We start from the raw sequence: 23,578 nt of genomic DNA, 5'->3' as shown, positions 1-23,578 counted from the left end.
CACCTCGATGCCGAACCGCCCGACGATCAGCGCCCCGTCAGGCCGCCGACCGCTGTCACAACCCGTCCCTGTCCTCAAGCTTGGTCGTCACCTTGTTCGCGGGCGGCGCCTTGATGGAGACCCTGCTGCCCCAGCCGGTGAAACGGGTCTCGACGCTGATCGTCTTGCCCTCCCACCCGGTGCTGTCGAAGATGCCGACGACAGGGAAGGACGTGGTCAGGTGCTGTGGCAGGTGGTTTCTGTCCACGGTGAGCTTGAACGTCACCACGGTCTTGTCGCTCGACCGGAGCGGCAAAGTGGCGCGGAACCAGGGCGAGACTTTGGCGAGCCTGCCGAAGGTGGTGGTGCCGCTGTAGGTGGTACGGGACTTCTTGGCGCCCTTGAGCAGGCTGGTGAGGGTCGCCGGCTCTGCGACGTTCACCAACTGGCTGAACCAGCCGTCCGTACCGCCCGTCATGCCGCTCGGGTCCTTGTACCAACTCTTGCCTCGCGGCATTTTGTCGCGATAGGTGCCACCTTGGGAGTAGCTCGTGGTGCCGACCCGGATCGTCCGTTCGGGGACGGGCGGATTGAGGCGATCGTCGGCCGGGCGGGCACTCTGCGAGCTGATGTCGGAGGCGACGACCCCGCCTCGGCCGAACTGGAAGGAACCGGTGCGCCGCAGGTAAGGCTGGCCCTCGCCATCTTCGATCATGGTGCTCCGGTCGCTGAACCTCACCCCCTTGCCCGGAACGAACTGGCTCTTCACCGCCTTGACCGGATCGGCGGGGGCTGCCTGAGCCTGGGCTTGGGCCGGTGCCCCGGTCGCGAGCGCGACGGCCGTGACCGCGGAGATGCTCGCGATCATTCGCTTCATAGGGGTTCCTTGATAGTCCGGGAAAGAAGGAGCAATCTTCCCCGATCTTGATCACGGACGTGTCTCGTCTCTCTGCGGGAGGTCATGGCCGAGCACCGGGAACACCGCTCGTTTCGAGGAGTCCGAAGAGCCGGCCGACGACCACGACATTGAGCACGAAGACGCAGGCCGGCCCCCTGTACCAAACGATGAAACTCTTCGGAGAGGTGAGGAGGCATGTATCTATCATCTACAAATGGGAGATTTTAGGATCTTTTGCAACGCATGCGCCATCCATGGTGTTCGCTGGACCCGTTTCCGGGCACCATGAGCGCACTTGCGTGAAGGGATGGTGAGCCTCATGGGCCACGGTGCGGACTACATGAAATCCGAGTCGTTGGACAGAAGCCGCCAGGAACTGACCGAAGCCGAACGTGAGCAGCTGAAAGAACTGCTTCGCACGGCGAAGGTCGACGGTGAGTAGATGCGGAAACCAAACAAAGGGCACGGGACGGCCTCTCCCGCACCTACCGTCTGTTGCCTGAATTAACCGGCGACAGAAGACGGCAAGGAAATGGAGCCGAAAGCAGAGCGTACATGTGCTCCACCATTCGAGAGGGAGCGCACGGTGCCACTGCCGGAGGCCATGAGGCGGGTGATGGTCGCGCTGGCGGAATTGGGCTTGGAGCCGGAGCTCATCGATCTGGGCCAGGGCGGAGATCCAACCGCCTGGTCGTGCCGAATGCTCACCGACGGCGGAGTCATGCCGCCGATGGCTCAGGGGATGGGCAAGGGCCGGCGTGAGGAGGCACGCGTGGGAGCGCTGTACGAGGCGCTCGAGCACTACCTCACCGGCCCGGCCCTGTTCGACCCCACAGCCGTGGAGCCGGCTGAATCCACTCAGATAGCGGCCGGGCCGCTGCGGAACGAGGCCTGCGGCATGCTACTGGCCCAGACACCCGGCCGACAGCTGGCCTGCCATCGCTATCACCCCCTGGGAGGAGGGCAGGAGACGCTGGTGCCGCTGTTCTTGTCGGCCCCCTGGTATGTCGAGACCCACGCCGGTCGGCTGCGCGAACAGATCGCGGATACCTACGACTACCGCCATCTGATGCGCTACAGCTGCAACAGCGGCTCGGCGGTCGGCGTCACCGAAGACGAAGCGCTGCTGCACGCCCTCAACGAGACCATCGAACGCGACGCCTTGTCCCTACTTCTGGTGCGGTCGTTCCTGTGCACCGCCGACTTCCGGCCCACCGTGATCGATCCGGCCACTCTCCCGGCCGAACCGGCGCACGCGTACTCGGCAGCCGAGCGGCTCGCCGACTCTCCGGTGTATCTGCTGGACATCACCAGCGACTTCGGGGTGCCCACCATGCTCGCCTACACCGCCCCCACCCCGCACCACCCACACCGGCGCGGCGCCGGCACCTCACTCAGCCCCGTCTATGCCGCCTGGCGCGCCCTCACCGAACTGCTTCAGACCACCTTGGGGGAAACCTCGTCGTGGTCCGATGCCCCACTGCGCGGTGAACTCGCGGGGCTCGCCCCCTATCCCGCCCTGCACGCGTGCGGGCGGTTCGACCTCACCGATCACCTGCGCGGCGCCCGCACGATCCCCTTCACCTCGGTCGGCGGGACGCCCGATCAGCCCCATGCGCAGTTGCACCGGCTGATAGCCACCCTGACCGCGCACGGCTATCCGCCCTACCATCGCACAGTGGCCAGACTTCCAGGCGCTATCACCGCCGTACACGTGATCGTGCCTGGCTTGGAACGTTTCCTACTGATCACCGACGGCAACCTCATCCTTCCCGGACCCCGTGGACAAGCCACCGCTCAAGGTCACGAAGGTCGACCGGCTCCTCAACAGTGACCCCCGAGGTCTATCGCCCGTCAAGGAGGGCTGGGACGGCCTTTGTCTGGCGGGCAGCAGATTTGCGAAGGGTTAGAACCGGCCGGAGCCAAATCCCCTAGCCGATGAATCGCCACAGTATGCACGGTGGCAGTAGGGAAGACAGCCAGGTCGGCCGCCGGAAACACGGGGACCCTGCCTCCTCGGCGTCGTATACGGCTTCGCTGACTGCGGCAAGGTACGCCTCGCCTCCCGCGTGAGTGGAGGGGAAGGGGGACGGATGCGAAAACCCATCCCCGTATCTCAGAAAATTCCCGACAACGAGGTGCACCGACTCCTTGAGTTCTACGATCGGGCGATGCTGCAGGCGACCTTGTTGCCGTTGATCGAGTGGCTGCCCTGTCGTCCTTCCCGGTGGCGGCTCCTCCGACCGTTTTCCCGGTTGCCGCGGCTGACCTTGGGTACGCGGACGCTGATTATTCGACATATCGATCAATCCCTCTCCGCGCTCGGGCATCGTTACACGGCTCGAGAGGCTCTCGACACGTCCTCGCCCAGGCCGACAGAAGACCGCGACACATGCGTGCGATACCGCGAGTCCCTGCCGATCGGACGACACAGGTGGATGGTGGTCGGTTTCGCGGTGCCGGCACTGTTCCTCACCGCGGTGCTGATCGAGGCGGCCAGTCGCTGGACCTCGGAGGGGAGGAAGATCAAAGAGCTCCTGGCGGCGATGCTCGCGTACTTTGCCGTCGGTTCGCGGTCGGCCGATGCCGAGAAGATCATCACCAAGGCCTTCGAACTGGGAATTACCGGCCTGCTGGCATCCCTGGCGATCCTGTTGATCGGTTGCTACGTGCTGACCCGGCCGTTCGTTCCGGCGTTTCGGCTCAAGCGTCAGATCCTCAACCTCTCCGATCAGGACGACCACGACATTCGTGAGTCGGCGAGTAGCTGGCACGTCACCAAGTCGGTCGGGGCCTACCAGCAGGAGCGGAAGGTCTTCACCGATCTCGGTTACCGACCACCCCGGGAGTTCCCGCTCGATCTTGTGGTCCTGATCTTCCCGATCGCCTGCCTGACAGTAGCGGCGATAGCTCTGGCGTGGAGTGCGGCTGTCCCGGTGACCATCCGGTGGTGGGCCCTGTGGCTCGCAGGTTTGGCCGGGCTACGTGCGGTGTGGCTGTGGTCGGTTTGGCGTGGCCGCCAAGACCAGGACCGGACACCACCTGCGGCCGGCGTCGCGAAAGGCACCGGCCGCTATGTGGAGTCCCGGCCCATCACCGAAGCCGTGGCCCTGCCGTTTCTGATCTTCACAGCCCTCTGGCTGTATCCACTGCTGGGGGCGGTCACCTTCTATCGCTTCGCCCTGACCGCAGACCGATTACGTGCCGCGGCAGCCATCCGCGACGAACGCCTTCCACGTGGTGGCCGGCCCCTGCTGGCAGTTGGGGCATTCGCCATCGCCACACTGATCTATATTCCGATCCGCTTCGTATGGAAGAGGATGCCCGAGCTTCTCCAGGTAACAGCTTGGGCCTTGGTCGTCGCCGCACCCATCGTTGTTCTGGTCCTCCACCTGTGGCGGTTGACCGAACTTTTCGATGTCGACCGGCCGGCGCGCCGTCGGTATCGGAGATGCGCCGCCGTGGCCTGTTCACTCCTGCTGGTCCTGCTGGTCTCGTGGTTCCTGCAGAGGATAATGACACCGGAGCAAGAACTCCAGAAATTAGTGCTGGTCGGGACCATCTCTTCCGGCATTCTCGCGCTGTATGCGCTGCTAATGGGAGCGATTCAACGTTGCCAAAACCGTCTTGTGACGGAAGAACGCCTAACCATACCGGTCCCGAACGGTATCTGCGAGGGCAGTACTACTCTCGATCAGATATCGACATCTTCACACGAAGCTCTCGGACGCTTGGTCCCACCCCGCCATCCAGCGAGTCGGCGTCATATGTCGGGTCGATTGTCTTGGCCTGTTCAGGTATTCATCGAGTATCGTCACGGCGATGTCGACCGACAGCGGAGGAGACATCACGCCTCCAATGTGATGGATAAATCGGGTGACAGTCACCCTTCGTAGCGGACTAGCCAGGCCGACGTTCACCTGTCGCGTGTGACGGCGTACCGCTCTCCGCGTTCCAGTCCATCCACCTGCGTCCTTCGGCGCAGAAGGCGGAACCACAGAGCGGGTGCCCATCCACGCACGGATGGGCACCCGTTCCGCTACTTAAGGATCCAGAGCTCGTACTTCGGGTTACCGTTCCAGCCCTTTGCGTAGTAGCGGCATTCGTAGGAGCCACCCCACAGCTTGCCGTCGGCCCGGCATTTGGACGCACCGGCAGAGGTGCCGGGATACGTCGCGACGTATTCCCAGCCGAGGGCGGTCGCTGCCCCGGCGACCGCGCCCGCCGGGGCCGCGGCCGCCCCGATGCCCGCGACCACTGCGGCCGCCACCAAAAGGGAGCCCATTCCATGCTTGAGACTGATCATGTGCCTCCGTTCGCCTTCGAACATGATCTTCTCTGTTTTGCCTAACAAGTCAGCACGTTGCATGGGTTATGGGTAAAGGCCGGAGTACGCCAGGCAGAGGTCATGCACCGTCCTCCGCGACTCGCCTCTGCCGTAGGCACGGCGGTAAGAGCCTTAGGGTCGTCGTTGACGTGCTGGTTTCACAGGACGCGGGTCACGCGGCTGGCATGGCGGAACGCGCCCGGCTGCAGCCCGTTGTCCAGGGCACTCGCAACGCTCAGCATCTGCAGCGGCAAGATCTCGGCGATCGGCCGGGCCGCACCGGTGAGGGTGGGGGCCGCGAGGTTCACCCCGGGCCCCTCTCCCGGCCCGACCCAGAGCACCTGCCCGTCGCGGTCGAGGATGTCCTGCGCCATGCGCCGGTTGAGTGACGCCGTCGCCCGGGCCCCCGCCAGCATGACGGCCGTGAAGCGGTCGTCCACCAGGTCGAGCGGGCCGTGACGGAACTCGCTGGCGGCCAGCGCCTCCGCGTGCACCTTGCCCGCCTCCTTCACGAGCAGCGCCCCGGTGCGCGCCGACGCCAGCGACGGGCCGCGGCCCAGCACCACGAATGTGCGACTGGCCAGCTCCAGCGGGCGGGCGATGTCAAGGTGATCGTCGAGGGCCTCGACGTACCGCCGCACCTCGGACACAGCGGGCGCGAAGTCCGCCGAATGATCTTCGCCGAGCGCGGCGTCCACCAGGCGCGCGCCGGCCACGATCGTGTTGATGTACGTCCCCGTGCCGGCGGTGTCCTCGCGCGCGGCCCCTACGTGGAGGGGATAGACGACGTCCGCGGCGCGGGCGAGCGGCGAGCTCAGGTTGTTCACCACCGCCAGGATCGTAGGGCGCTTCGGACCGAGCGTGTCGAGCAGGGCGAGCACCTCCGCCGACTCGCCCGACTGTGAGACGACCACAAGCAGCTTGTCGGGGGTCAGCAGGCCGGGCGCGTAGTTGATCAGCTCGGCGGTCTCGACGACCCAGGCGGGCACGCCGGCCGATACGAGCCGCAGCCACGCCGGGTAGGACGCGAACGGCCCCGAGCCCATGCCGGTGAACACGATGCCGTTGTAGCGCGCCAGCCGGTCGCGCACCAGGCGGCCGACGTCGTCGGGGATCGGAGCGTCGAGGATGGCGCGGAGGGTGTGGACCTGTTGGGCGATGCCACGCACATAGGGAGGCGTCATGTCGGAGGAGGAGGAGTTCACGCGGTCAACTTATCACCTTCCTGTTACATCCAAAATTTTTTCTGTTCGCTTCTTGCCATAAATGTTTGAATGAACATAACCTCTCCGCCATGACATCCTCACTGGCAGAGCCGTTGCTTGAGGCACGCAACGTCGTGAAGACGTTCGGTCACGTGCAGGCGCTGCGCGGCGCCGACTTCGCGGTCGGTGCGGGCGAAGTGGTCGCACTGATGGGCGACAACGGCGCGGGCAAGAGCACCCTCATCAAGATCCTTTCCGGTGTCCAGCCCCCGACCAGCGGCGAAGTCCTGATGGACGGCGAGCCCGTCGAGCTGCGAAGTCCCGACGCCGCTCGCGCCCTGGGGATCGAGACCGTCTACCAGGACCTCGCGCTCGCCGACTCCCTCGACGCGGCCAGCAACCTGTTCCTCGGAAGGGAACACATGCGCTCCGGACTACTCGGGCGCCTCGGCTTTCTCGACAAGAAGGCCATGCGCAACGAGGCCGCACGGGTCTTCAGCGAGTTGTCGGTGACGGTCACACCAAGCGGGCAGACGGTCCGTGGCATGTCCGGCGGCCAGCGTCAGGGGGTCGCCGTCTGCCGCGCCGTCATGTGGGCCAACCGCGTCGTTTTCATGGACGAGCCCACGGCCGCGCTGGGCGTGGCCCAGACCAGGAACGTCCTCGACCTCATCAAACGGGTGCGTGACCGGGGCATCGCGGTCGTCCTCATCAGCCACAGCGTCCCCGACGTGCTGGATGTCGCCGACCGGATCGAGGTGCTGCGGCTCGGGCGGCGCGTCGCCCGGCTTGACGCCCGCGTCACAAACACCCAGGAAGTGGTCGCCGCCATCACCGGCGCGCGCCAGGAGGAGATGAGATGAGTCCCCCAAGTGCCGTCACGGCGGCCCCGGCTACCGGGACGGAGTCCCCGCGCGCTCGGCTGACCGGCCTCCTGCTACGTCCGAGCACGGTCACGTTCATCATTCTGTTCGTGATCGTCGCTGTGTTCGCGACCATCGCGCCCGTCTCGTTCACCAGTGCGAGCAACACGCGGGCCATCCTCACCGACGCCTCGATCCTGCTCATCCTCTCCATCGCGATCAACTTTCCGATGATCACGGCAGGCATCGACCTCTCGACCGGCTCGGTGCTGGTGTTCTCCGGAGTGATGTCGGTCAAGGCCATGCAGGCGTTCGGCGGCGACGGCCCCGGGGTGGCCGTCCTTGGTGGCGTCGTCGCGGTCGCCAGCGGCCTGGCCTGGGGTGTGCTGCACGGCGTGCTCGTCGCGTACGGGCGAATCCCGGCCTTCATCGCGACACTGGGCACTCTCGGTGCGGCGCTCGGGCTCTCCTACATCATCACGGGCGGGTTCGACCTGCAGGACGTGCCGTCCTCGGTCACCGCCATCGGGTCGCAGCGCCTGCTCGGAGTGCCGTGGCTCGTGGTGGCGGCCGCGGCCGTCGCCATCGTCTTCGGAGTGTTGCTGCAGGCCACCCGCTTCGGCCGCCACACCTACGCCATCGGCGCCAATGAGGAGGCCGCCCGACGCGCCTCCATCAACGTCAACATCCACCTCGTGAAGGTGTACGTCATCGCGGGCGGGCTCACCGGCCTGGCCGGGTTCCTGTCGCTCGCCCGGTTCGCCACCACCACCCTCGCCGGGCACGCCACCGACAACCTCCAGGCCGTCACCGCCGTCGTCCTCGGCGGCACCAGCCTGTTCGGCGGAACGGGCGCCATCGTCGGCACCGTCGCCGGCGTCTTCATCCCCACGGTGCTGCAGAACGGGTTCGTCGTCACGGGCGTGACGCCCTACTGGCAGCAGGTCGCCGTGGGCATCGTCCTCATCGCCGCCGTCTACCTCGACAAGATTCGCCGCAGCCGCTCCGTCTGAACGGCCATACCTCGAAGGAAACCCATGAAGCCGTCCCTGCGTGCCCTCGGACACGCCGCCCTCGTCACGTCGGTGATCGCGGGCCTCACCGCCTGCGGCGCCGCGGAACGCTCCAACGACACGGCCACGGCCACCGCCTCCGCCAGCATGTCCCTCATCGTGGGCAACCTCGGCGACGCCTACTACCAGTCGCTCATGTGCGGGGCCAAAAAGGAGGCCGCGGCCAAGGGCGTCGCGCTCGATCTGCTGGGGCCGAAGGCGTTCGACACCTCGCAGCAGGTGCCTATCGTCAACGGCGCCACCGCGAAGAAGCCCGACGCCATCATCATCGCGCCGACCGACTCCAAGGCTCTCTTTCCACCGCTCCAGCAGGCGCACCAGGACGGCTCCAAGATCGTCACAGTGGACACGACGCTCGACGACACCTCGTTCCTGTCCTCTCAGATATCCGCCAACTGGACGCAGATGGGGACGCTCGGTGCTCAGGAGCTCGCCAAGGCCGTCGGTGACAAGGGAACCGTCCTGGCGATCTTCTCGCCGCCCGGCGTCACCACCAACGATCTGGGACGCAAGGCGTTCCTCAAGGAGATGGCGGAACACCCCGACATCGAGCCGGTCATCCAGTACAGCCAGGGCGACGCGGGCAAGTCCGCCTCGATCGTGGCCGCGGCGCTGGCCCGGCACCCCGGGCTGGCAGGTGTGATGACCTTCAACGGCGGCGACGCCGAAGGCGCGGTCACCGGCCTCCGTGAGGCGGGGAAGGCCGGAAAGATCCCCCTGGTGGCCGGAGGCGCCCGCGAGTATCAGGTCGGGTTGCTCAAGGACGGCATCGCCAAGGCACTCCTCGTGCCCGCGCCGTCGAAGATCGGCGCCGCCGCGGTGGACCAGGCGCTGGCGGCGGCGAAGGGCTCGGCCACGCAGCCGACCGTCGACACGGACATCGTCGTCGCCACCCGCGACAACATGGACGATCCCGCCATCGCCCAGTCGTTCTACGTGCCCTGCTGACCCGGCCGATGACGGCGCGGGCGCACCTTCGACGCGCCCGCGCCGTCATCGGACAGCCACCGTGCGCTGCCCCCGCATCCCGCCGACCGGCACTACGCTGAACACGATCACTCACCGGAGGAACGTGATGAAGAAGTCCGACCGGCACCGCCTGATCCTGGACGTGATCCAGCGGACCGGCCGTCTCCGCATCTCCGACATCGCCCGAGAGAGCGGCATGACCGAGATGACCATCCGCCGCGACCTGGAGGCGCTGGAGCAGACCGGTGCGCTCAGCCGTGTTCACGGCGGAGCCGTCTCCATCGTCTCGCAGAGCCACTCGCCGCGCTATCAGGCGCGCATCCTCAGTAACGCCGAGAACAAGCAACACATCGGCAAGGCCGCCGCCGAGCAGATCCGCGAGGGCGAGACGATCATCCTCGATGCCGGGTCCACCACCGCGAACGTCGCCCGCGCCCTCCTCGGAAGGCGCAACATCCGCGTCCTCACCGTGGACCTGCGCATCGCCTCCGAACTCGCCGACGACCCCGGCCTCACCGTCCTGCTCGCGGGCGGCGTGGTGAGACCGGTGGAGCACACGCTGTACGGCACCGAGACGCAGCGCGCGTTCGCCGAGTACAACTTCGACACCTACATCATGAGTGCGAGCGGCCTGGACGCGGTCAGCGGCGTCACCGAGTACAACCCCGACGACGCGTTCGTCAAGCGTTCCGCCCTGGCCAGCGCCCGCCGCACCATCCTGGTCGCCGACGGCGGCAAGTTCGGCGTCACGACGTACGCGAAGGTGTGCGGTCTGGACGACGTCGACATCGTCGTCACCGATGAGCAGGGCGCCGCGACCGAGACGGCCCGCGCGGCCGAGAGCGCCGGCACCCGGATCGTGAGCACCTGACATGAGCCGGCCCACAGCCATCGCCGGTGTCGACGTCGGCGGCACGAAGATCGCCGTCGGCGTTCTGCACGCCGACGGCACCAGTACCCGGATAGGGGTCGAGCCGACCGTCCGCGGCACGGGCGAGGCCAACGCCGCCACCGTGCGCACGCTGCTCCGCCGGGCCTGCGACACCTTCGCCATCGCGGCCGTCGGCCTTTCCGTCACCACTACGGTCGACGGCGACGGCCGCTTTCGCGACCTCACCTCCTGGATCGGCTGGCGCGGCTGGACGCCCGCCGACGTCCTGGGCGACATGCCCCGCGAGCTCCGGGACGGCGGCTCCGTCATCGCCGCGAACGACGCCGCCTGCGGCGCCCTGGCCGAATGGTCGCTCGGTGCCGGGCGCGGCGCGAACGACACCCTCTTCGTCAGTCTCGGCACCGGCCTGTCGCACTCGCTCGTGCACGACGGTCGAGTACTGACCGGCGCACACGGCGGCGCGCTCTTCAGCGGGTACGCGCCTCCGGCACGCTGCCCCTGGTCGACGTGCGAGGCAGGCACCGTGGAAGACATCTGCTCCGGTCCCGCACTGGCGGAGGCGTACCGGGGGCCGGGCGCGAGAGACGCCAGACCCGTCCTGGACGACGCCCGTGACGGAGTTCCCGCCGCCGGAGACGTCGTGGACCACGCGGCCTGGCACCTCGGCGCGTACCTCGCCGGACTGGTCCAGTCGTACGACCCCGAGGTGGTCGTCATCGGCGGAGGGCTTGGCACCGGCGCGCCCGGCTACGTCGAGCCGGCCGTGCGTATCGCCCGTGACCTCATCCGGCTGCCCTTCGCGTCCCGCGTTCCCTTCACGCCCGCGGCACTCGGCGCCGACTCCGGCTGGCTGGGCGCCGCCCTCACCGCTGCTCACGGGTGAGACCCCGCGTAGCGGTGGGTGGCCGAGGTCCGACGGGCCGAGGCTCGCGCTCCGCCACGTACGAAAACCGCCGGGGTCATTGCCGGCGGCTGTAGGCGCGGATGGCGAGGGGGCAGAACACCACGAAGAGGACCGCGCACCAGATGAGCGTGGTGGTGACGGTGCCGCCGACCGGGGTGCCGTTGAGGAGAGCGCGGCAGGCGTCCATGGCGTGGGTGACGGGGTTGATCTCGGCCCAGGCTCGCAGCCAGCCGGGCAGGGTCTCGACGGGAGCGGCGAGGCTGGTGCCGAGCTGCAACGGCAGGAAACTGATGAAGCTGATCGCGAGGACGGTGTCGGCGCTCCTGACGAGGACGCCGAAGAACACGGTGACCCAGCTCAGGCAGAAGCCGAAGGTGATGGCGAGGCCGGCGGCGGCGAGGACCGCGGGGAGACCACCGTGGGCGCGGAAGCCGAGGAGCGTGCCGATGGCGAAGAGGATGGCGACGGCGAGCAGATAGCGGACGATGTCGGCCAGTACCGAGCCGAGCAGGGGCGCGAGGCGGCTGATGGGCAGGCTGCGGAACCGGTCGGTGACGCCGTTCTTGAGGTCGAGGTTGATGTTGGTGCCGGTCGAGACCAACCCGGCGAGGCCGGCGCCCATGACGAGGATGCCGGGGAAGAGGTACCGCAGGTAGTCGGCGGTGGAGCCGGCCACGGAGCCGCCGAAGAGATAGAGGAAGAGCACCATGAACAGGGCGGGTGTGACGACCCCGTTGACGATCGGGCCGGGGTTGCGGGTGGTCTTGGCGAGGCTGCGGCCGGCGAGCACGAAGCTGTGCCGTAGCCAGGCGAGGGGCCGGGTGCGCGGTGGTTCGATGCTGGACACGGTGGCGGTCATCGGGCGGCCCTCGTCGGTTCGTCGGCGGCGGTGGTAGGTATTCCGGTACGCGATCGTTCGGTGGCGGTCATCTGGCGGCTTTCGTCGGTTCTTCGGCGGAGGCGGCAGGGGTGGCGGGTGTTCCGGTCAGGGCGAGGAAGACCTCGTCGAGGCTGGGCAGGCGCAGCGACAGTTCGGAGACGCCTATACGGCGTTCGCGCAGCCGGGCGGCGATCTCGAAGAAGTCCCCGTCACCGGTGACGGGCACGACCAGCTCGTGGCGGCTGGAGCGCTCCGGGGCCCGGCCCGCGACGTCGGCCAGGATGCGGGCGGCCACGTCGGTGTCGGCGGGGTCGTTCGGCCGCACGGCGATGGTGTGCCCGCCGACTTCTCGTTTCAGCTCGGCGGGGGTGCCGGAGGCGATGACCCGTCCCTGGTCGATGACGGCGATGGCGTCGGCGAGGGCGTCGGCCTCTTCGAGGTACTGGGTGGTGAGCAGGACGGTGACGCCGTCCGCGCTCAGGCCCCGGATCATCTGCCACAGCTCGTCGCGTTTGCCGGGGTCCAGTCCCACCGAGGGCTCGTCGAGGAAGACCACCTTGGGGTGTCCGACCATGCTCGCGGCGAGATCGAGGCGGCGGCGCATGCCACCGGAGTAGCCGGCCACCGGTCTTTTCGCCGCGTCCTCCAGGCCGAAACGGGCGAGCAGGTCGGTGGCGCGCAGGAGAGCCTGCGGTCGGGACAGGTCGAGGAGCCGGCCGATCATGACCAGGTTCGCCAGGCCGGTCAGCTCCTCGTCCACGCTGGTGTGCTGGCCCGACAGCGCGATCCGGCGACGCACCTCCGCCGGTCGGCGTGCCACGTCGAACCCGGCCACGGACGCGCGCCCGCTGTCGGGGCGCAGCAGGGTCGCGAGGACGCGGATCACGGTGGTCTTTCCCGCGCCGTTGGGGCCCAGCAGGCCGAGCACCTGCCCGCGCGGGGCGGCCAGATCGACACCGTCCAGCGCGGTGACCTTGCCGAACGCCTTGGTCAGCCCTTCGGTCTCGAACCCATGATCGCTCACCTTCACCATCCCTCATCTCGATCGTCTCGCGATTCAGATGTTTATAACATCTGAATTTTGAGAGTATCCTAATGCCGATGGTTCGCAGAAAGGAACGGTGATGGTTCGACTGACGCGGGTGCAGCAGCAGGAGCGCACCCGGAGGTTCGTGCTGACGGCGGCGAGGGAGGAGTTCACCGAGCACGGCTACGCGGCGGCCAAGGTCGACCGGATCGCCGATCGGGCCGACCTGACCCGCGGGGCGGTCTACTCGAACTTCCCGAGCAAGCGTGCGCTGTATCTCGCGGTGCTGATCGACATGGTCGAGAACCCCACCGCGGACGAGCCGCCGACGCCGCCACCCCCACCGACGACGGCCGATGCGCTGGGCGCGTTCGCCAGGACCTGGCTCGAACGGCTGCCTCTGGTCGGCGACACGGCCTCCGGAGGGCGCCTGCACCTGCGCTCGCTCGGCGGCGTCCTCGACGACGAGCGGGGGCGCACGGTGCTGGCGCAGGTCGTCAGGGTGGAGGCGTTGCTGCTCGCCCTCGCCCTGGAGTCGTGCGAACCGGCCCGCGCGACGCCGGTGCGGCGGGTACGGCTCGCCGAGCTGACGCTGACGCTACTGGACGGTTCGGGTCACCTGGCCGAGAGCGCACCGGGATTCGGCGACCCCTTCGACCTGGCACGCGCGTGTGAGCATCTGGCCGGGATCGAGCTCACCGACACCTGGGAGCCGCCGTATCTTCCCTATGTCACTCCGGCGCGACCGTGCGAGGACGCGTGGGATCCGCCCACCGAACTCACGGATCGGATCAGCGGGGGTCGGGTCGACCTCGGCGCCGACGGGCTGATCACGGTGCTGGGAGCCGGCCGTCTCGCCGCCGTCGAGGAGGCCGTCCGTTCCGCCCGGCCCGGCGAGCAGGTGACGGTGGTCGTCGTCACGGACGACGCCGCCGAGACGGGCCGCCTCGTACGGCTCAGGATCACCGATCTCGTCGGCTGCCTGCGGCGGGTCTTCGCTCCCGACGCCTGGCGGCGTGTCCGGCTCGTCCTCGACGACGACGCCCTGGTGGCGTCGGCGATCGGCCTGACGGACCTCGACGACGAGACGGAGTCCGCCGTACGCGTCCGGAACGGCGCGATCGTCGCCCGAGCCCACGGACGAGGCGCCGCGTACGCGGCCTCGACCTCCGACGTCTCGACCTCCGGCGCCTCGAACGCCGGCACCTCGAACGACACCCGGCCGAAGGGGCCCACGTCATGACCCGATCGGAGTCTTTCGCGACCGACACCGGCCTGTCGGTGCTCCACGCCCTGCGCTGCAGCGGCGCCTCCGGCCTCACCCGCCTCGCCGGCACCACGGGGCTCGGTGAATCCGACGTCGAGTCCGAGCTGATCGATCTCGCGGTCGCCGGTCTCGTCACGTATGCGGGCGGCGACTTCGGCGGATGGAGTCTCACCGACGTCGGCCGTGCCGTGAACGCCGAACGCCTCAACGCCGAGTTGGAGTCGGCCGGAGCCCGTGCCGCCGTGCAGGCGGCGTTCGACGACTTCCTCGTACTCAACCCGGAACTGCTCGAACTGTGCACGGCGTGGCAGATCCGGTCCGTCGACGGTGTCATGGCCGCCAACGACCACCGCGACGCCTCCTACGACGCCCGCGTCCTCGCCCGGTTCGTCGACTTCGACCGGCGTGCCGCCGTCGTCGGCGCCCGGCTGTCCGCGGCGTTGCCCCGCTTCGGCCGCTACCGGGTTCGTCTCACCGAGGCACTCGAGCGTGCCGCCGCCGGCGAGTTGGCGTACGTGGCCGACGACTTCTCGTCGTACCACATCGTGTGGGCGGAGCTTCACGAGGACCTGCACGCCACACTCGGGATCCCCCGATGGGTATGAGATGGGTTCGCCCGCTCTCTCCGCGTGTCGAGGAGACGGCGGAGACGCTGGGCGGCAAGGCACACGGTCTCCTGGTCCTGAGGCGTCTCGGGTTGCCGGTGCCTCCCGGGTTCGTCGTCACCACCCACGCGTGTCGCGCGTTCCTGCGCGACGGGCGTCTTCCCGACGGACTCGACGACGAACTCGCGGCGGCCGTCGCCGATCTCGAAGCCTCCACCGGGCGTCGCTTCGGGGGATCACGGACGCCGTTGGCGGTCTCCGTTCGCTCCGGGGCCGAGGTGTCGATGCCCGGCATGATGAACACGATCCTCAACCTCGGCCTCACGGCCGAGGCCACGGCCGCCTTGGCGTCCGAGATGGGCGACGCGCGGTTCGCGCTGAACTCACGGTTGCGGTTCCTGGCCGGCTTCGCCGCCGCGATCGTCAACGTGGACGACGGAGCCCTCGCACGAGGGGCAGGCGACGAGCAGGCACGGATCGAGGCGGTCGAGGATCTCATCCGGCGACGGTGGGGCCGGCCGATCCCGGACGACGCGGCGCGGCAACTGGAGTCGGCGGTCGAGGCCGTGTTCTCGTCGTGGGACACGCCGCGCGCCAGAACCTACCGCGAGCTGCACGACATCCCGCACGACCTCGGTACGGCCGTGATCGTGCAGACGATGGTCTTCGGGAACCGCGATGCCCACAGCGGCACCGGGGTCGCGTTCAGCCGCGACCCCAACACCGGGGAGAACGTCCCGTTCGGCGAGGTCCTGTTCGGGCACCAGGGTGAGGACGTCGTCTCCGGCAGCTCACTCACCCGGCCCCTGCGCGAACTCGCCGACCGGGAACCGGCGGTGTGGACCGGCCTCCTGGACGCGCTGCGCCGGGTCGAGGGGCACTACCGCGACGCGTGCTATGTCGAGTTCACCTTCCAGGCCGGGGAGCTGTGGATTCTGCAGGTCCGGCCGGGAAGGTTCGTCGGGGGTGCCGCCGTCCGCGTCGCGACCGACCTCGCCGACGAGCGGGTGATCGGGCGGCACGAAGCGCTGCTCAGGATCTCACCGCGGCACCTCCCGCACGTCCGCACACCCCGGATCGCGGGAACCGCCGACATCCTGGCCAGGGGAATCGGCGCCTGCCCCGGTGTCGCGGCCGGCAGGGTGGCGACCACCTCGGACGGAGCGGTACGCATGGCCGCGGACGGCCCGGTCATCCTGGTACGGCCGGAGACCTCCCCGCACGACATGCACGGTCTGGCGGCCGCCGCCGGGATCGTCACCGCCCGCGGCGGGCCGGCCAGCCACGCCGCGGTCGTCGCGCGATCGATGGGAAAGCCCGCTGTGGTGGGGATCGGCGACCTCACCGTCGACGTCACCGGCGCCTCGGTGCGGGCCGGTGGACGCACCGTCGGTGAGGGCACCCTCGTCACCATCGACGGGACCGGCGGTGAGGTCGCCCTCGGCAGTCCCGGTGTCGTCACGACCGGGGCCGACATCCACCTGCGCCGGCTCCTCGAATGGGCCGACGAGGTGTCGGGCGACCACTCGGAACGCGACGAGGCCCTACGCCTCGGCGCCGCCCATGCCGTACTCCGTCACGGCCAGGACCTTGGGTCCTCGGGTGGGCGAGAGACCGACGCGTCCCGTCACGGGGGCACGGGTCGATCGCGGTTGGGAGACGGTGACTCTTCGACGTGACCGCTCGCCGCGCGGGCGTGAAGCCTCATCTTCCCGTATCCGCACGAACCGGCCGTGGGAGTCCGGTCCCGTCCGGGCCCCTCACATGGATCAACGGTCATCCATCCGGGTGAGGAGCCCGGGGAACGCGTCAAACGGTTCTATCCAAAGTGCCGGGCGAAGAAGCGCAGCGCGGTGTCGGTTTCGAACTCGGGGACTCCCCCGTGGTCGCCGAGGTTGGCGTGCAGCGTCTTCTCGGCCGAGCCCAGGGCGTCGAACAGCGCCAGCGCCTGGTCCCTGGGAACCCGCGTGTCGTCCCACTGGAGCAGGAACTGCACCGGCACGGTGACCCGGGCGGCGCTCTCGGCCAGCCCGTGCACACCGAGCAGGCCCAGCACCGCGGCGCGGATCCGGGGCTCGACGGCGAGGAGCGGCACGCCGAGCCCACAGCCCATCGACACCCCCCAGTAGCCGACCGGGCCCGCGCCCACATGGTCGAGTTCCTGGACCGCGGTCAGAACGGCCTGCCAGTCGGCGACCGCCTGCTCTGCCAGCAGGTCGTGCATGGCCCCGACCAGCCCGGCCGGATCCTCGCCGGCGGCCATGCGGGCCCGCATGTCGCCCGCGAACCGGAGGAACCGTTCGCTTTTCCGCCGCTCGCCGTGGTTGGGAGCGTCGATCGCCGCGACGGCGAAACCTCCCTCGGCGGCGAACCGGTACGCGCCGGCCAGGACGCCGGGTGCTCTCCTGTGCTGGCCGCCGCCGTGGCCCATCAGGATCAGCGGGCGGGGTCCGGTGGCGCCTTCCGGCGTGAACAACACGCCGGGGATCTCGCCGAGGGTGAAGGACCGTTCGGTGACGCCGTCGGTCGACGTCTGAGAGGTCAAGCTGAAGCGCATGGCGTTCGAAGCCTTTCGGGGGTGCCTTGTCGGGCGCTCCCTAGACCATGCGAGGGAGGGAGCCCCGATCTGTCGTCACAGCGTTGATCGGTCTCACCTCCTTCGGTCGTAGTGCCGCACGGCGCCGCCGAACGTATCACACGGACCTCTGCGGGCACAGGCCGCCCGACGCGGCACCCGGCCTGGCCCGCTCCGGTCCGGCCTCGCCGGGCAACCGGCACGTCGGAGCGGTCGTGCATGCTCCTCGCTCGCCCCGCGCCGTCGAGCGTCCGGGACGGTCCTGGTCGATCGTGTGCTCAGGGCCGCCCGCCCGGCCCGAATCCCGTCCAGCGCAGGTCGGGCGGGAGGTGGCCCATGTCGTTGTACAACAGCACCGTCGGCGCCACGGCGTCGCGATACTCGATCGCCGTCAGCGCCGTGTTTCCGCAGTTCAGCCCCAGCCATCGCACCGGTGGCGCGTCGAGGGCGTGCCGCAGCAGCCAGGCCACCGGATAGGCGTGGGTGACCAGGACCTCGTGGGTCTCGCTCTCCGCCGGGCACGCGAACCTGTCGACCAGCGCGTCCGCGAGGGCCGCGCCCGCGGCGGCCTCCTCCGCGTCGTACCCGTCGAAGAACCCCGCCCACGCGGGGGGCATCTCGTCCGGCACGTACGGCACATGGTCGATCAGCTCGGCCGCTTCGCGCACGGCGACGCCCGACAGGTGCTCGCCGACGATCTGGGCGGAGCGCACCGCCCGGGGAAGGGGCGAATGCCACACGACGTCGACAGGCAGGGCGGCCAGGCGCTTCCCGACCAGCTCGGACTGCCGCTGCCCGACGTCGGTCAACGTGCCGAACGCGTCCGCCGCGCCGTGCCGTATCACGTACAGGTGCCGAGTCGCCATCGTCAGCTCCCAGGTCTCGGAGTGTGGGCACCGGATCCTCCTACGGCTCCGAGGCGCCGTACGGCGAGGGCCGACGCTCCTCTCCGCCGGCCGGTGCGGGCCTGCTCGGAGAGGTCCGAGCACACCGCACCCCGAATCAGCCGGACCATCGCCGCCCCCTTTCCCGGAACAATGAAAATCAGGATACTAACAAAATCCAAATGTCTTCAACATCTGAACAGTGAGAAACGCAAGCCCTGCCGTCACGCGACGGAGGTAGCCCCGTCGGGAGGTCGTCCACGAACCCCGGCGCGAAAGGTGCAAGTGGGTGTCTAGCGTGATGCAATGGTCCGCTGCCACGATCGGGGCTGCTTTGAAGGAGGCTCCCGTGCGTCGTCCCATCCCCCTGGCTCTCATCGTCGCGATCTTCGCGCTCTCGGGGACAGTCATCTCTCCCGCCCAGGCCGCGGCCGGGCCGTGCAAGCCCGGTCAGGGCGTCAACCTGCGCGGCAAGGACTTCACCAGGGGCGCCCAGCTTCCCGTCACCCTGCGCTGCGCCGACCTGACCGGGGCGAAGCTGAACGGCGTGGAGCTCATCCAGAAGGACCTCACCGGAGCGATCCTGCGCGGCGCCTCGCTCAGGCAGGCCAACCTCACCCAGGCCACGCTGAAGTACGCCGACCTGCGGGGCGCCAACCTCACCGAGGCCGACCTGGGGCAGATGCACGCCGACCACGCCGACCTGCGCAAGGCGATCCTGGTCGACGCCGAGGCCGGACAGGCGGAGTTCCCGCACGCGGACCTGACCGGGGCGAAGCTGACCAGGGCCGAGCTGACCCAGGTCAACTTCACCAACGCCAAGCTGGTCGACGCCGACCTGGAGGAGAGCACCCCCGGTCAGCTCAAGGCGCGCAAGGCCGACTTCACCAGGGCCAAGCTCCGCGAGGCCAAGATGAGCCAGGCGAACCTGCGCAACGCGACGTTCAAGGACGCCGACGTGCGCGAGGTCGAGTTCACCCAGGCCGAGCTGGACGGCGCCGACTTCACCGGCGCGCTGGTCGAGGCCGCGTCCTTCATCCAGGCCGACGACGTCGACCTCACCGGCGCCAAGGGCACCCCCACCGGTCTCACCGTCCCGCTCCCGACCTCGCTGCCCGACCTCGACATCTTCGGAGCCAGGGAAACGAACGCCCCGCAGGACGACCCCATCCAGAGCGGCGGCCCGTCCGTCGGACTCGTCATGGTCGTGCTCAGCGCGGTGGGCCTGGCGCTGACCGTGGTGGCCTGGGGTGTCAGCGCCCAGCGGCGGAGCCGGCGCAACGCCCGGTTCGTGCTGATGCGGAACGGCGCGGAGGAGAACATCACCCGGCTGGGCGAGGAGATCGACCAGCTCGACTACGAGTTCCAGGTGAGCGGGCGCGGCGGCATGACCGCCGACCGCGACTGGCGTCTCGCCCTGGACGCCTACGAGGCGGCCAAGCAGGCCCTTCTCGTCGCCCGCCGCGAAGAGGAACTGCACTTCGTGGCCCGCGCCGTCCAGGACGGTAGAGCCGCCCTGGACCGTCTCCGCCCCCGCGTCCACTGACACCGCCCGGCGGGACAAACGGAGCGGGATCCGAAGTACATGATCAGATGCCGCTGGGGGTCATCGGCTGCATGAGGCGGCGGGCGGCCTCGGTGACGGAGCCGGACAGGGAGGGGTAGACCGCGAAGGTGTGGGCGATCTGGTCGACGGTGAGTCTCTGCTGCACGGCGACCGAGACCCCGAGGATCAGCTCGGAGGCGCGGGGGGCGACCACGACGCCGCCGAGGATGATGCCGGTGTTGGGGCGGCAGAAGAGCTTCACGAAGCCGTCGTTGAAACCCTGCATCTTGGCGCGGGCGTTGGTGGCGAGCGGCAGCTTGACGATGTTGGCCTCGATCTCACCGTTCTCGATCGCCCGCTCGGCGATGCCCACGGCGGCGATCTCGGGGTCGGTGAAGATGGCGGAGGCCACGGTCGCGAGGCGGAGCGGGTGCACGGCCTCGCCGAGGGCGTGCCAGACGGCGATCCGGCCCTGCATGGCGGCGACCGAGGCGAGCATCAGGACACCGGTGCAGTCTCCGGCCGCGTAGACGCCGGGCGCGGAGGTGCGGGAGACCTTGTCGACCTGGATGAAGCCGCCCCGGTCAAGGGTGACCCCGGCCTCCTCAAGGCCGATCCCCGCGGTGTTGGGGACCATGCCGACCGTCATCAGGCAGTGGCTGCCCTCGGCGGTCCTGCCGTCCTCCAGGGTGACGACCACGCCGTCCGGGGTGCGCTTGACGGACTCGGCGCGGGAGCGGCCCATGACGTTCATGCCACGGCGCCGGTATACCTCTTCGAGGACCTCGGCGGCGTCGGCGTCCTCGTTGGGCATCATGCGGTCGCGGGAGGAGACGAGCGTGACCTCCGAGCCCAGCGAGCGGTAGGCCCCGGCGAACTCCGCGCCGGTGACGCCGGAGCCGACCACGATGAGGTGTTCGGGCAGCTCCTCCAGGTCGTACAGCTGGCGCCAGGTGAGGATGCGCTCGCCGTCGGGCTCGGCGCCGGTGAGGATGCGCGGGGTCGCGCCGGTCGCCACGATGACGACGTCCGCGCGGATCGTCCGGTCTCCGGCCCTCACCACCTGCGGGTCGACCAGCCGCCCGGGGGCCTTGATCACCTCGACGCCCTCCGCGGCCAGCCGGGCGGCGATGTCCGCGGACTGGGCGCGGGCGAGCTCCTTGACGCGCCTGTTCACCAGTGGCATGTCGGCGATGACGCCGCCGACGTCGCCGTCGGGGCCACCGGTGTAGTGGACTCCCAGCATGCTGGCGTCGAGGAGCGCCTGCTTGCGCACCGAGGTGGCGATCAGCGTCTTGGACGGCACGCAGTCGGTGAGGACGCAGGCCCCGCCGGGGCCGTCCTGTTCGACCACGGTGACCTGCGCTCCGAGCTGGGCGGCGACCAGCGCCGCCTCGTATCCGCCGGGACCGCCACCGATGATCACTATCCTCGTCACATGGCCCATTCTCCCGCATGACGGGACCGGGCATCGCTGGGCACCCCTCCCAAACCACGAAACCACCACAAAACCATCGAGATTCCACCAGTCATCGGCGTGGCCTCGAAGCCGGGTGAGCGTCTCGCGGATCTTGGATTAGTGTTTGTCTCCGTGCCTGTCTACGCCGCTTACGGCAGCAACATGGACCCGAAGCAGATGGCCCAGCGGGCCCCTCACTCCCCGATCAGGGGGACGGGCTGGCTCCAGGGCTGGCGTCTGACCTTCGGCGGGAACGATCTCGGCTGGGAGGGCGCGCTCGCCTCCATCGTCGAGGACCCTGACGACCAGGTCTTCGTCGTCCTCTACGACGTGCCCGAGTGGGACGAGAGCTCCCTCGACCAGTGGGAGGGCGCGGCGCGCGGCCTCTATCACAAGGTCAAGCTCCGGGTGCAGACCATGGAGGGCGAGGTCGTGGCGTGGTTCTACGTGCTCGACGGGTACGAGGGCGGGCTGCCCTCGGCCCGCTACCTCGGCATCCTGGCCGAGGCCGCCGAGCGCGCGGGCGCCCCCGACGACTACGTCAGGGAGCTGCGTGGGCGTCCCTGCACCTCGCTGGGAAGCTGACCTCCCTGCAGAGACCCCCGGGCTCCCTGCGAGCCGAGGCACTCCGGGCGCGCACATGACGATCTCCCGGGGGAACTCCCCCCGGGAGCCTGAGGGCATCGCTCGTCACCTCCCGCACAGGGACACGCGGATCGCCGTCACGCGGAAGGCCGGCGTGAGCAGGCCGCACGCGGGCACGCGCGGGAGGTGGGCCTGACCGAGCCTGACCCGCTCGAACGAGTTCGCCGCACGCGGGCACGCGCAGGGGTGGCAGCACGATCCGCTCCACCATCGGGCGGGCCGAGCCGCACGCGGACACGCGCGGGGAGGTGGAGTTAACCCGGAGGCCACCCCGCCTTCACCTGGAAAAATGTCATGATTCCCTGGTGAATGACGTACCTCCCGAAGATGGCGAAACCGGGCGCGGTTCATCCCTGCGCGAGGTGACCTGGCTGTTCCTGCGGCTGGGCGTCATCGCCTTCGGAGGACCCGCGGCGCACATCGCGATGATGCACGACGAGGTGGTACGGCGGCGCGGCTGGCTGACCGAGCAGCGTTTCCTCGATCTGATCGGCGCGACCAACCTCATCCCCGGCCCCAACTCCACCGAGCTGGCCATCCACATCGGCCACGACCGCGCCGGGTGGCGCGGCCTGGTGTCGGCCGGGGTCTGTTTCATCCTGCCCGCCGCGCTCATGGTCGGCACGCTCGCGGCCCTGTACGTCCACTACGGCCACACCCCTGCGGTGAGCGGGATCCTTTACGGCATCAGGCCCGTCGTCATCGCGATCATCATCTGGGCCCTGCTCTCCCTGGTCCGTACCGCGCTGGGGACCACCTATCTGTGGATCCTGGCCGTGGGTGTCCTGACGGCCTACCTGCTCGGCGTGAACGAGCTGCTCCTGCTCGCCGCCGGAGCCCTGTTGACCGTGGCGGTGCGGACGGCCTCCGCTTGGCGCTCCCGCCCGCGCGGGCCGGGTGAGAAACCTCACGGGAACGGCGCGCGGGCGCTGCTGGCCGCACCGCTGGTCCTCACCGGTGGCCAGGACCCCGACCAGTTGCTCCGGCTCTTCCTAACCATGCTCAAGATCGGGGCCGTCCTGTACGGGAGCGGCTACGTCCTGCTCGCCTTCCTGGAGGGCGACTTCGTCCATCGGCTCGGCTGGCTCACCAGCACCCAGCTCACCGACGCCGTCTCGATCGGCCAGTTCACCCCCGGTCCGGTGTTCACCACGGCCACCTTCGTCGGCTACCTGATCGCCGGGGTCCCCGGCGCGATCGTCGCCACCGTCGCGATCTTCCTGCCGAGCTTCCTGCTGGTCGGGCTGCTCACCAAGATCACCGACCGGATCAGGGCGAGGACCTGGTCGAGCGCGCTGCTCGACGGGGTGAACGCCGCCTCGCTCGCCCTGATGGCCGGAGTCGCGTTCCAGCTCGGCCGCATCTCCCTGGTTGATCCGCTCACCTGGGCGCTCACCGCGGGAACACTGCTCGTGCTGTGGAGGACGAAGCTGAACTCGGCGTGGTTGATCGCGGCCGGAGCGGCGGTCGGCCTGGTCTCGGTGGCCGTCACCGGGCTCGGCTGAACGTCCCGGGCGCGTCGCGTCCTTCACTGGGCGGCCCGGACGCGTCACCCCCTCCGCCGGGCGGGGACGGGCCTG

22 protein-coding genes are annotated in these 23,578 nt (G+C 69.1%); 14 read left to right on the top strand and 8 right to left on the bottom strand.

All coding sequences use genetic code 11. From position 1 onward, the window contains the following. Positions 1–55: 55 nt before the first annotated feature. On the bottom strand, positions 56–856 hold the full coding sequence (locus tag AB0B96_RS03815; protein WP_362896253.1) for a hypothetical protein: 801 nt from the start codon (positions 854–856) through the stop codon (positions 56–58). A 316-nt stretch (positions 857–1,172) separates the two neighbouring features. Here AB0B96_RS03815 and AB0B96_RS03810 point away from each other — a divergent pair, with 316 nt between their 5' ends. From AB0B96_RS03810 to AB0B96_RS03800, 3 genes are all read left to right on the top strand, one after another. Then, positions 1,173–1,319 (top strand): hypothetical protein, encoded by a 147-nt coding sequence (locus AB0B96_RS03810; RefSeq protein WP_362896251.1) that lies wholly within the window; start codon positions 1,173–1,175, stop codon positions 1,317–1,319. Between the two features lie 144 nt (positions 1,320–1,463). Continuing rightward, positions 1,464–2,711, top strand: coding sequence for a YcaO-like family protein (locus AB0B96_RS03805; RefSeq protein WP_362896249.1), 1,248 nt, complete (start codon positions 1,464–1,466; stop codon positions 2,709–2,711). A gap of 259 nt (positions 2,712–2,970) precedes the next feature. Next, a complete protein-coding gene (locus AB0B96_RS03800) occupies positions 2,971–4,773 on the top strand; it encodes a hypothetical protein (RefSeq protein ID WP_362896247.1) in 1,803 nt (600 codons plus the stop codon). Positions 4,774–4,916: 143 nt separating this feature from the next. On the opposite strand, the gene AB0B96_RS03795 is transcribed toward AB0B96_RS03800, so the two are convergent. Beyond that, positions 4,917–5,246 carry a hypothetical protein gene (locus AB0B96_RS03795; RefSeq protein ID WP_362896245.1) on the bottom strand — a complete coding sequence of 110 codons (330 nt, stop codon included), beginning with the start codon at positions 5,244–5,246 and terminating at the stop codon, positions 4,917–4,919. A gap of 116 nt (positions 5,247–5,362) precedes the next feature. After that, positions 5,363–6,409, bottom strand: a complete 1,047-nt coding sequence (locus tag AB0B96_RS03790; RefSeq protein ID WP_362896243.1) for an SIS domain-containing protein — start codon at positions 6,407–6,409, stop codon at positions 5,363–5,365. An 89-nt stretch (positions 6,410–6,498) separates the two neighbouring features. Between AB0B96_RS03790 and AB0B96_RS03785 the strand changes: the two genes are divergently transcribed. From AB0B96_RS03785 to AB0B96_RS03765, 5 genes are all read left to right on the top strand, one after another. Beyond that, positions 6,499–7,272, top strand: a complete 774-nt coding sequence (locus AB0B96_RS03785) for an ATP-binding cassette domain-containing protein (protein ID WP_362896241.1) — start codon at positions 6,499–6,501, stop codon at positions 7,270–7,272. Further along, positions 7,269–8,285, top strand: coding sequence for an ABC transporter permease (locus tag AB0B96_RS03780; protein WP_362896239.1), 1,017 nt, complete (start codon positions 7,269–7,271; stop codon positions 8,283–8,285). Before AB0B96_RS03785 ends, AB0B96_RS03780 begins: the two co-directional genes overlap by 4 nt. Positions 8,286–8,309: 24 nt before the next feature. Then, the gene (locus tag AB0B96_RS03775; protein ID WP_362896237.1) at positions 8,310–9,293 is read left to right on the top strand and encodes an ABC transporter substrate-binding protein; all 984 of its coding nucleotides are present in this window, start codon (positions 8,310–8,312) and stop codon (positions 9,291–9,293) included. 127 nt (positions 9,294–9,420) lie between these two features. Next, complete coding sequence (locus AB0B96_RS03770) at positions 9,421–10,185, top strand: DeoR/GlpR family DNA-binding transcription regulator (RefSeq protein WP_362896235.1); 765 nt, start codon at positions 9,421–9,423, stop codon at positions 10,183–10,185. Position 10,186: 1 nt separating this feature from the next. Then, positions 10,187–11,089, top strand: a complete 903-nt coding sequence (locus tag AB0B96_RS03765; protein WP_362896233.1) for an ROK family protein — start codon at positions 10,187–10,189, stop codon at positions 11,087–11,089. A 76-nt stretch (positions 11,090–11,165) separates the two neighbouring features. Here AB0B96_RS03765 and AB0B96_RS03760 read toward each other — a convergent pair whose 3' ends face one another. Continuing rightward, positions 11,166–11,969: an ABC transporter permease gene (locus tag AB0B96_RS03760; RefSeq protein ID WP_362896231.1), complete on the bottom strand. Its 804-nt coding sequence runs from the start codon at positions 11,967–11,969 to the stop codon at positions 11,166–11,168. 67 nt (positions 11,970–12,036) lie between these two features. Continuing rightward, on the bottom strand, positions 12,037–13,014 hold the full coding sequence (locus AB0B96_RS03755; RefSeq protein ID WP_362896229.1) for an ATP-binding cassette domain-containing protein: 978 nt from the start codon (positions 13,012–13,014) through the stop codon (positions 12,037–12,039). Positions 13,015–13,114: 100 nt separating this feature from the next. Between AB0B96_RS03755 and AB0B96_RS03750 the strand changes: the two genes are divergently transcribed. From AB0B96_RS03750 to AB0B96_RS03740, 3 genes are read left to right on the top strand one after another with little or no spacing between them, the layout of a single operon-like run. Beyond that, positions 13,115–14,260 (top strand): helix-turn-helix domain-containing protein, encoded by a 1,146-nt coding sequence (locus AB0B96_RS03750; protein ID WP_362896227.1) that lies wholly within the window; start codon positions 13,115–13,117, stop codon positions 14,258–14,260. After that, positions 14,257–14,889 carry a transcriptional regulator gene (locus AB0B96_RS03745; protein ID WP_362896225.1) on the top strand — a complete coding sequence of 211 codons (633 nt, stop codon included), beginning with the start codon at positions 14,257–14,259 and terminating at the stop codon, positions 14,887–14,889. The genes AB0B96_RS03750 and AB0B96_RS03745 overlap by 4 nt, the downstream gene beginning before the upstream one ends. Next, entirely contained in the window at positions 14,886–16,568 is a 1,683-nt protein-coding gene (locus tag AB0B96_RS03740) for a pyruvate, phosphate dikinase (RefSeq protein WP_362896223.1), read from the top strand. Before AB0B96_RS03745 ends, AB0B96_RS03740 begins: the two co-directional genes overlap by 4 nt. A 140-nt stretch (positions 16,569–16,708) precedes the next feature. On the opposite strand, the gene AB0B96_RS03735 is transcribed toward AB0B96_RS03740, so the two are convergent. Beyond that, positions 16,709–17,434: an alpha/beta hydrolase gene (locus AB0B96_RS03735; RefSeq protein WP_362896221.1), complete on the bottom strand. Its 726-nt coding sequence runs from the start codon at positions 17,432–17,434 to the stop codon at positions 16,709–16,711. Positions 17,435–17,742: 308 nt separating this feature from the next. Then, positions 17,743–18,330, bottom strand: a complete 588-nt coding sequence (locus AB0B96_RS03730; RefSeq protein ID WP_362896219.1) for a histidine phosphatase family protein — start codon at positions 18,328–18,330, stop codon at positions 17,743–17,745. Between the two features lie 367 nt (positions 18,331–18,697). On the opposite strand from AB0B96_RS03730, the gene AB0B96_RS03725 reads away from it, so the two are divergent. After that, a complete protein-coding gene (locus tag AB0B96_RS03725) occupies positions 18,698–19,894 on the top strand; it encodes a pentapeptide repeat-containing protein (protein ID WP_362896217.1) in 1,197 nt (398 codons plus the stop codon). Positions 19,895–19,937: 43 nt separating this feature from the next. Here AB0B96_RS03725 and AB0B96_RS03720 read toward each other — a convergent pair whose 3' ends face one another. Further along, positions 19,938–21,332 carry an NAD(P)H-quinone dehydrogenase gene (locus tag AB0B96_RS03720; protein ID WP_350943476.1) on the bottom strand — a complete coding sequence of 465 codons (1,395 nt, stop codon included), beginning with the start codon at positions 21,330–21,332 and terminating at the stop codon, positions 19,938–19,940. Positions 21,333–21,485: 153 nt separating this feature from the next. On the opposite strand from AB0B96_RS03720, the gene AB0B96_RS03715 reads away from it, so the two are divergent. Both AB0B96_RS03715 and chrA read left to right on the top strand, forming a co-directional pair. Next, a complete protein-coding gene (locus AB0B96_RS03715) occupies positions 21,486–21,938 on the top strand; it encodes a gamma-glutamylcyclotransferase (protein WP_350943474.1) in 453 nt (150 codons plus the stop codon). 365 nt (positions 21,939–22,303) lie between these two features. Next, entirely contained in the window at positions 22,304–23,503 is a 1,200-nt protein-coding gene (gene chrA / locus AB0B96_RS03710; protein WP_362896215.1) for a chromate efflux transporter, read from the top strand. Positions 23,504–23,578 lie beyond the last annotated feature (75 nt).

Source organism: Streptosporangium sp. NPDC049046 (assembly GCF_040649155.1).
Taxonomy (GTDB): Bacteria; Actinomycetota; Actinomycetes; order Streptosporangiales; family Streptosporangiaceae; genus Streptosporangium.
This window is presented reverse-complemented; position numbering and strand designations above follow the sequence as displayed.

What these genes read in the sequence shown, in the direction of transcription:
- AB0B96_RS03815 (WP_362896253.1), bottom strand. Translation starts at nt 856, where the DNA reads ATGAAGCGAATGATCGCGAGCATCTCCGCGGTCACGGCCGTCGCGCTC.
- AB0B96_RS03800 (WP_362896247.1), top strand. Translation starts at nt 2,971, where the DNA reads ATGCGAAAACCCATCCCCGTATCTCAGAAAATTCCCGACAACGAGGTG.
- AB0B96_RS03770 (WP_362896235.1), top strand. Translation starts at nt 9,421, where the DNA reads ATGAAGAAGTCCGACCGGCACCGCCTGATCCTGGACGTGATCCAGCGG.
- AB0B96_RS03775 (WP_362896237.1), top strand. Translation starts at nt 8,310, where the DNA reads ATGAAGCCGTCCCTGCGTGCCCTCGGACACGCCGCCCTCGTCACGTCG.
- AB0B96_RS03780 (WP_362896239.1), top strand. Translation starts at nt 7,269, where the DNA reads ATGAGTCCCCCAAGTGCCGTCACGGCGGCCCCGGCTACCGGGACGGAG.
- AB0B96_RS03785 (WP_362896241.1), top strand. Translation starts at nt 6,499, where the DNA reads ATGACATCCTCACTGGCAGAGCCGTTGCTTGAGGCACGCAACGTCGTG.
- AB0B96_RS03740 (WP_362896223.1), top strand. Translation starts at nt 14,886, where the DNA reads ATGAGATGGGTTCGCCCGCTCTCTCCGCGTGTCGAGGAGACGGCGGAG.
- AB0B96_RS03745 (WP_362896225.1), top strand. Translation starts at nt 14,257, where the DNA reads ATGACCCGATCGGAGTCTTTCGCGACCGACACCGGCCTGTCGGTGCTC.
- AB0B96_RS03750 (WP_362896227.1), top strand. Translation starts at nt 13,115, where the DNA reads ATGGTTCGACTGACGCGGGTGCAGCAGCAGGAGCGCACCCGGAGGTTC.
- AB0B96_RS03730 (WP_362896219.1), bottom strand. Translation starts at nt 18,330, where the DNA reads ATGGCGACTCGGCACCTGTACGTGATACGGCACGGCGCGGCGGACGCG.
- AB0B96_RS03795 (WP_362896245.1), bottom strand. Translation starts at nt 5,246, where the DNA reads ATGCAACGTGCTGACTTGTTAGGCAAAACAGAGAAGATCATGTTCGAA.
- AB0B96_RS03760 (WP_362896231.1), bottom strand. Translation starts at nt 11,969, where the DNA reads ATGACCGCCACCGTGTCCAGCATCGAACCACCGCGCACCCGGCCCCTC.
- AB0B96_RS03765 (WP_362896233.1), top strand. Translation starts at nt 10,187, where the DNA reads ATGAGCCGGCCCACAGCCATCGCCGGTGTCGACGTCGGCGGCACGAAG.